Origin of the sequence: Spongiactinospora gelatinilytica, from assembly GCF_003236385.1 — a bacterium.
GTDB lineage: Bacteria > Actinomycetota > Actinomycetes > Streptosporangiales > Streptosporangiaceae > Spongiactinospora > Spongiactinospora gelatinilytica.
Genome location: NZ_POUA01000407.1, coordinates 1 through 6,721, shown reverse-complemented (window position 1 = coordinate 6,721; position 6,721 = coordinate 1). Strand labels below are relative to the sequence as shown.

The window sequence follows — 6,721 nt, the reverse complement described above, 5'->3', positions numbered from 1 at the left end:
GCGGGGGGCAGCATGTCGTCCAGGGGTAGGCCGGGGACCCGGTCCACCGGATGGCTTGCCGGGACGCCCGCCCAGCGCAGTAGGGTCGCGGTGGCTTCGGCGCGGTCCGGTTCGGCCAGGCCGGCGATGTTGGCCCCGTGGTTGGCCCCCGGGGCGACGTACAGCGCCGAGTCCCGTCCGCTGGGTGTGAAGCGCTCCGCGCCCCACGGGTCGTTCTCACCGTAGATGAACATCATCCGCTCCGAGCGGGTGCGCACCCAGTGGTCCACATCGAGCATGGGCCACGGGTCGTGCCGGGAGCGCAACTCGGCGGGGAGCACCGAGTTGGGCTGGTTGAGGTTCTTGTACCGCAGCAGCCCGCGCAGGTGCCGGTAGCTCATGGTGGCCCAGCCGAGCTGGGCGGCCGCCTGGTAGTAGTACGGCCTGTAGTACTCCTGGCCCTGGTCGGTGTAGAAGCCGAAGGACGCCACCGCGTCGATCCAGGCGTACAGCTCCTCGTCCGTGGCGGTGGCGGCGGGCACGGTGGCGCAGGCCGCGGTGGTGCGGTACTGCCAGAACGCCCACGCCGTGTCGAGGACGGTCATCTCGAAGCCCCTGTCGGCGGTGCCCAGGGTCTTGGCGAAGGTGTACCCCTTGCGCGCGGCTTCGGCCTCCAGCAGCGCCACCATCCGGTCCCGGCGCGAGAGGGCCTGCCGCTGGACCTCTTCCAGCGCCTTGCGGCAGGACGGCTCGCCCACCGTCTCGAAGAAGCGGTCATAGGCGCGGTCGGCCGGATTGACGTGGTCGTTGGGCGCCACGTAGGCCACCACGGCGTCGATGTCGCGGGGATAGAACCGGCGGTGATAGACCGATGTCATGCCCCCCTTGCTGGCGCCCGTCTGGATCCACTTGCCGGAGTAGATCGGCTTGAGCGCCTGGACGATGTGGTGCTCGTCGGTGGCCGCCTGCCAGATCGTCAGGTTCCGCCAGTCGGCGGGCGCGGGGCGGGACGGGGTGAAGAAGCGGTGTTCGAGGGAGACCTGGTTGCCGCCGATCAGCGCGGTGGGCTCGGTACGGCTGGCCCCGGGGTAGGGCGGGAGGCCGTAGCCGCCGGTGAACAGGACGGTCGGGGCGTCCTCGGCGCGGTGGAGGAGGGTGAGCCGCTGCTGGAAGGTGGCGCCGCGCGGCTTCCTGTGGTCGGCCGGCTGGGTGAAGCTGAGGATGAAGTACCGGTGACCGGGCACCGGCCGGCCTTCCGAGACCACCGTCAGCCCGGGGACGGCCTTGAGCCTTTCCAGGATGTCATCGCCGGTACCGGACGCCGACGCTGGCGCCGCCTGGACGGTGAACGCGACGGGCAGCGCCATGGATAAGGCCGCGAGCATGGCCAAGAGCCGATTTCGCACGGTATGCGCCTCTCGACGGGAGCTGTGGGGCCTCGACGCTATACCGCAATCACAAATCCGTTAATACCTGCTTCTCCCATAACGTGATGGCATATCACCGGGACAGGTGGCTACGTTGGACAGAGGGACCGGGCCACATGTGGGTGTGCGTCCGCCCTTTGACGAAGGAGGCGCGCGGGTGAGCGCGAACACCGCGAGGATGGGATTCGTCGGCGTGGACACGGCGAACTCCTCCATCCGCAGGGTCTTCCCCCTGTGGGCGCGTGAGCTGGCGCTGCCCACCGACGAGCTGGTGGGCCATGACCTGCCGCTGGACGCGCCCGACTCGGCCTACCGCGAGCTGGCCGCGAACATGCGCGCCGACCCTGGATATCGCGGTGCGCTGATCACCACCCACAAGATCCGGATGTGGGAGGCGGCCGGTGACATGTTCGCCGAACTGGACGAGTTCGCGCGGCTGTGCGGGGAGATCTCCTCGGTGAGCAAGCGCGGTGATCTGCTGATCGGCCATGCGAAGGACCCGCTCACGGCGGGCCTGGCGATGGTGGACTTCCTGCCGCGCGGGCATTTCGCCCGTACCGGGGCCGAGGTGGTCTGCCTCGGCGCGGGCGGGGCGGGCAGCGCGATCACCTGGTGGCTGGCCCACCACGACGACCCCCCGCGCCGCATCGTGTGCGTGGACACCGACCCGGCGCGGATCGAGCGGCTGCGCGGCGTACACGCCAGGGGCGGCCTGCCGTCCGGGATGTTCGGCTACGAGGTGGCGGACGCGGCGCCCCTGGTCCGGCAGGCCCCACCCGGCAGCCTGGTGATCAACGCCACCGGCATGGGCAAGGACCGCCCCGGCTCCCCGCTCCCCGCCGGTACGCCGTTCCCCGAGCGCGCCCTGGTCTGGGAGCTGAACTACCGCGGCTCACTGGAATTCCTCGCCCAGGCCCGCGCACAGCGCGAGGAGCGCGGCCTGACCGTGGAGGACGGCTGGTCCTACTTCATCCACGGGTGGAGCCAGGCGATCACCGCGATCTTCGACCTGACGCTCACACCGGACCTGGTACACGAACTGGCCAAGATCGCCGAAGTGGTCCGCTGAAGCCCGTCACCCACAAGGGGTACCGGACGACCGCCGCGACCTTCAGCCCACCGCTCACGCCCAATCTGACGCGCAAACCGGACGATGCGCTGGTGGCCTACGTGCGACCGTTCAGCGGGGTTTGGGGCATACCGGAATGGCCCATGCCGGGAACTGGCCGGATGCGGACTTGATCGGAAGTCCGCTGGACGGGGCCGCCCCGGCCGTCGTGGGCGCATCGCGCCCGGTGGCGGCGGGGCGCAGCGGCCCGGCAAGGTGGGCGGCGGCAGGCCCCGCCCGTGCCACGGACGGCCCTGTACCGAGGGCGGAGATCCCCTGGTGATCGCGCCCTCGCGGCCCGCCGGCGGGCCCGGAACGGCGATCCGGGAACCGAGATCACTATGCCCCAAAAGCAGATATAGGCCACTATCCCGTGTTATTACCGTCTTTATCACTAATACGCAAAAGATGGGGTAGCCCGGCAATGGCGATCTTTGATAGAAGTTTTCCCGCGCTGGCAATCGAATTCGCCGCCGTAGGCCCCTGTCAAATCGGTTATCCGTTAAGGGCGAATAGTGACTGCACTGATTCGGCCCCTTTCTCTCGGGGGACACCGGAGTTCGCTGCGGCGATCGCCGCACGTTCCGCGCGCCCCCGTGCGGGAGGCCGCGCGTGCTCGCTGACGACTTCTTCCTCATCGCCTGGGACACCACCAGGTCGGGCAGGGCGCGGCTGAACCAGCAGGCCACCGCGCTCGGCCTGGCCGGGGCACTGATCGGCGAACTCGTGCTGCAGAACCGGCTCGCCGTACGCGGCCCGCAGCTCCGGCCCACCGCCCGGCACCAGGCCGCCGACCTGCTCTCCGACCGCGTCCTGGCCGAGATCAGGAACGCGCCCCAGCACACGGACGTGCGGACCTGGCTGGCCTACCTGGCCAAGGACGCCATCACCTCGGTGGCCGAACGCCTCATCCGCGCCGGCCTGGTGGAACACGAACCGCCCAAGCTGCTGCGGCGCAGGTACAGCCGCTACTACTCGCGCGACTTCGGCAAGGCCACCTGGCCGTCCATCCGGCTGCAGACGGCGCTGGTGAAGGGACGGCAGATGACGCCGGCCGACATGGCCATGGCGGCGCTCGTCGACGCGTGCGGGCTGCTGGACGCCGTGGTCCCCGACCCGGCCGAACGGCCCACGGCCCGCCGCTACCTGGCCGCCGTGCTGGCCGCGATGCCGCCGCCGCTGACCGACCTGACCAGGCACGTACAGGCGGCGGTGGGCGACGCCGTGCTCGCCTACCGGACGTAGGGCGCACCTTACCCTCCCGGTCGTCTCCTCCCCCTCCCGGAGACACGTATCCAGAGAGGAACGCGATGCTCATCGATCATCCCGGCTCCGGCTCCGGCACCGACACCATCGCCGGAGCCTTGGCCGCCGACCGCCTCGGGGCGCCGTCGGTCGTCTATTTCGTACTGTCGGCGGCGGCCCCCCTCACCGTCGTGGCAGGCGTGGTGACCACCGCGTACGCGGTGACCGGCATCACCGGCCTGCCGATCGCCTTCCTGGTGGTCGGCGCGGTGCTGGCGCTGTTCTCCGTCGGCTACGTGGCGATGGCCCGGCACATCGCCAACGCCGGGGCCTTCTACGCGTACGTCACCAACGGCCTGGGCCGCCCGGCGGGCGTGGGGGCCGCCTGGATCGCCCTGATCGCCTACAACGCACTGCAGGTCGGCCTGTACGGCGCGCTCGGCGCGACGGCGGCCCCGCTGATCGTGCAGTGGGCCGGAGTGGAGATCCCCTGGTGGCTGATCGCCCTGGCCGCCTGGCTGCTGGTGGCCGCGCTCGGCGTGATGCGCGTCGATGTGAACGGCAGGCTGCTGGCCGTGCTGCTGACCGCCGAGGTGGCGGTCATCCTGCTGTTCGACGTGGCCGATCTGCTCAATCCCGCGGCGGCCGGCGCGGCCTCCGCGCTGTCGCCCGCCGCGCTGTTCGCCCCCGGCGTGGGCGCGCTGCTGGTGATCGCCACCACCGGGTTCGTGGGGTTCGAGTCGTCCGTGGTCTTCTCCGAGGAGAGCCGCGACCCGCGCAGGACCGTGCCGATCGCGACCTACGCCTCCGTCGCCATCATCGCGGTCCTGTACGCGCTCTCGTCGTGGGCGATGACGGTGGCCACCGGCCCGGAAGGCATCGTGGCGGCCGCCCGCCGCGACGGCCCCGAGACGATCTTCGTACTGGCCACGGCGCACCTCGGCGACACCGTGGTGACCATCGCCAGGGTCCTCTTCCTGACCAGCCTGATCGCCGCGATGATCTCCTTCCACAACACCACCGCCCGCTACTTCTTCGCGCTCGGCCGGGAGCGGGTGCTGCCCGCCGCGTTCGGGCGTACCGGACGGCGCACGGGAGCCCCCAAGATCGGGTCGCTGGCGCAGAGCACGCTCGGCCTTATCGCGATCGTCGTCTACGCGATGGCGGGTCTGGACCCGCTGGTGCACCTGTTCTTCTACACGGGCACCTTCGGCGGGTTCGGCGTACTCCTGCTGATCGCCGCCACCTCGGTCTCGGTGGTCGCGTTCTTCGCCAGGAATCCCACGGGCGAGAGCGTCTGGCGCCGCGTCGCCGCCCCGGTCCTCGCCACCGCGGCGCTCGTCACGATGGTGTCGCTGGCGCTGGCGAACTTCGCCACGCTGCTCGGGGCCGAAGAGGACAGTCCGCTGCGCTGGGCGCTGCCGGCGATCTACGTGGTGGCCGCCGCCCTGGGCGTGGCCTGGGCACTGGTCCTGCGGGCGACCCAGCCGGGCGTCTACGCGCGCATCGGCATGGGGGCCAAGGCCGTCACCGGAGGCGCCCCGTGAGCGCCGTCGTACGGCTCGCCGCGGCCGCCGAGGCCGGCCCGGTCACCGAGCTGATCGCCACCGCCTTCGCCCGGCTGGCCGCCGTCTCCTACCTGGTGCCCGCCGTCGCCGAGCGGCACCGGGTGATGGCGGACAACTTCCGGATCTTCGTGGACCACGCGGTGGGGCACGGGCGGATCGAGGTCGTCGGGGAGGACGCGGCCCCGGTGGCCGCCGCGGTCTGGTTCCCGCGTACCGTCCCGCTGCCCGAGCCGCACGACTACGACCGCCGCCTGGTCGCCGCCTGCGGGGAGTGGACCGAGCGGTTCCGGGTGCTGGACACGCTCTTCGAGAAGCATCATCCGGCCGAGCCGCACCACCACCTGGCGTTCCTGGCCGTTCACCCGTCCCGGCAGAACGAGGGGCTCGGCAGCACACTGCTGCGGCACCACCACGCGGAACTCGGTCCGGACGTGCCGGCGTACCTGGAAGCGAGCAGCGCGCGCAGCCGCGCCCTGTACGCCCGGCACGGGTATCAGTCCCGCGACCCGTTCCACCTTCCGGACGGCACGCCGTTCTGGCCGATGTGGCGGCCGGCGGGCTCCCCCGTCTGACGCGCCGGGCGGCGCCGCCTTCCGCAATGGCCCTGCGGAGAGGGCGGCGCCGCCGGCGTGGCGTCCGCTACGCGCCGATGGAGTGGGAGACCACGCGGGTTCCCGGCTCGCAGAGCAGCAGGTTGCGGGTGCCGGTGAACTCCCTGGTGATGTCCTCGGTCGTCCTGCTGTCGGGATGGGTCTTGCAGCGGATCCAGTGGACGTACGTGCCGTGCTCGCGGCACTCGACGAACGAGCCGCGGCCGTCCCTGACGGTCTGCAGCCGGCACTCGATCGGCGACTGCGCCCAGGACTCCGCCGACGACGCGGCGGCGGCCGGGCCGCCGGCGAGCAGCCCGGCGGCGAAGAGCGCCGGGGCGGCGAGCGTGATGATGACGCGTTTCACCATGTGATCCTCCAGATTCGAGGTGCTGTGGGACAGAAACCGCCGCGACCGAGGGTGTCATGGCCGCGGCATGTACTCATGGTGGAGACGCCCGCCCCGCCCCGGCCGTCACGGCAGGCCAACGCAGGCCAAAGTCCTCCCAAATGTCGGCCACGGTGACCGGCGAACACCCGCGAACACCCCAAGTCCCCGGCAGATCCTGACAAAGCGGCTCTCCCACCGGATAACCCGACTTTCCCGGGTGATTCCCCCGGCGACCGGCCCGGCCGTTCACATCAGGTTCACAGCGGCCCCGCTAGCTTCCCCGCATGCGAAGGACACTGGCGGGCCTGGCGGCCCTGGCCCTCCTCACCGGCATGGGGGCGTGCGCAAGTGACCCCGGCGACCCGGCCGCCGGCCCCGGCACAAAGGAGCGGAGCGGCGCGACGGGTGGGCCC

General features: G+C 71.3%; 6 protein-coding genes. 4 read left to right on the top strand and 2 right to left on the bottom strand.

The window, feature by feature from the left end:
• Window positions 1-1,364, bottom strand: a 1,364-nt coding sequence (locus C1I98_RS33170; protein WP_233508399.1) for a S28 family serine protease, incomplete at its 3' end; no start/stop codon positions are given.
• 199 nt (window positions 1,365-1,563) lie between these two features.
• On the opposite strand from C1I98_RS33170, the gene C1I98_RS33165 reads away from it, so the two are divergent.
• The 4 genes from C1I98_RS33165 to C1I98_RS33145 all read left to right on the top strand — a co-directional run bounded on the left by C1I98_RS33165 (window position 1,564) and on the right by C1I98_RS33145 (window position 5,899).
• A complete protein-coding gene (locus C1I98_RS33165) occupies window positions 1,564-2,475 on the top strand; it encodes a shikimate dehydrogenase family protein (RefSeq protein WP_199537399.1) in 912 nt (303 codons plus the stop codon).
• 651 nt (window positions 2,476-3,126) lie between these two features.
• Complete coding sequence (locus C1I98_RS33155) at window positions 3,127-3,759, top strand: GOLPH3/VPS74 family protein (protein ID WP_111171289.1); 633 nt, start codon at window positions 3,127-3,129, stop codon at window positions 3,757-3,759.
• 65 nt (window positions 3,760-3,824) lie between these two features.
• Complete coding sequence (locus C1I98_RS33150; protein ID WP_111171288.1) at window positions 3,825-5,306, top strand: APC family permease; 1,482 nt, start codon at window positions 3,825-3,827, stop codon at window positions 5,304-5,306.
• The gene (locus C1I98_RS33145) at window positions 5,303-5,899 is read left to right on the top strand and encodes a GNAT family N-acetyltransferase (protein ID WP_199537398.1); all 597 of its coding nucleotides are present in this window, start codon (window positions 5,303-5,305) and stop codon (window positions 5,897-5,899) included. The genes C1I98_RS33150 and C1I98_RS33145 overlap by 4 nt, the downstream gene beginning before the upstream one ends.
• Before the next feature lie 67 nt (window positions 5,900-5,966).
• On the opposite strand, the gene C1I98_RS33140 is transcribed toward C1I98_RS33145, so the two are convergent.
• Window positions 5,967-6,287, bottom strand: coding sequence for a hypothetical protein (locus C1I98_RS33140; RefSeq protein WP_111171287.1), 321 nt, complete (start codon window positions 6,285-6,287; stop codon window positions 5,967-5,969).
• Window positions 6,288-6,721 lie beyond the last annotated feature (434 nt).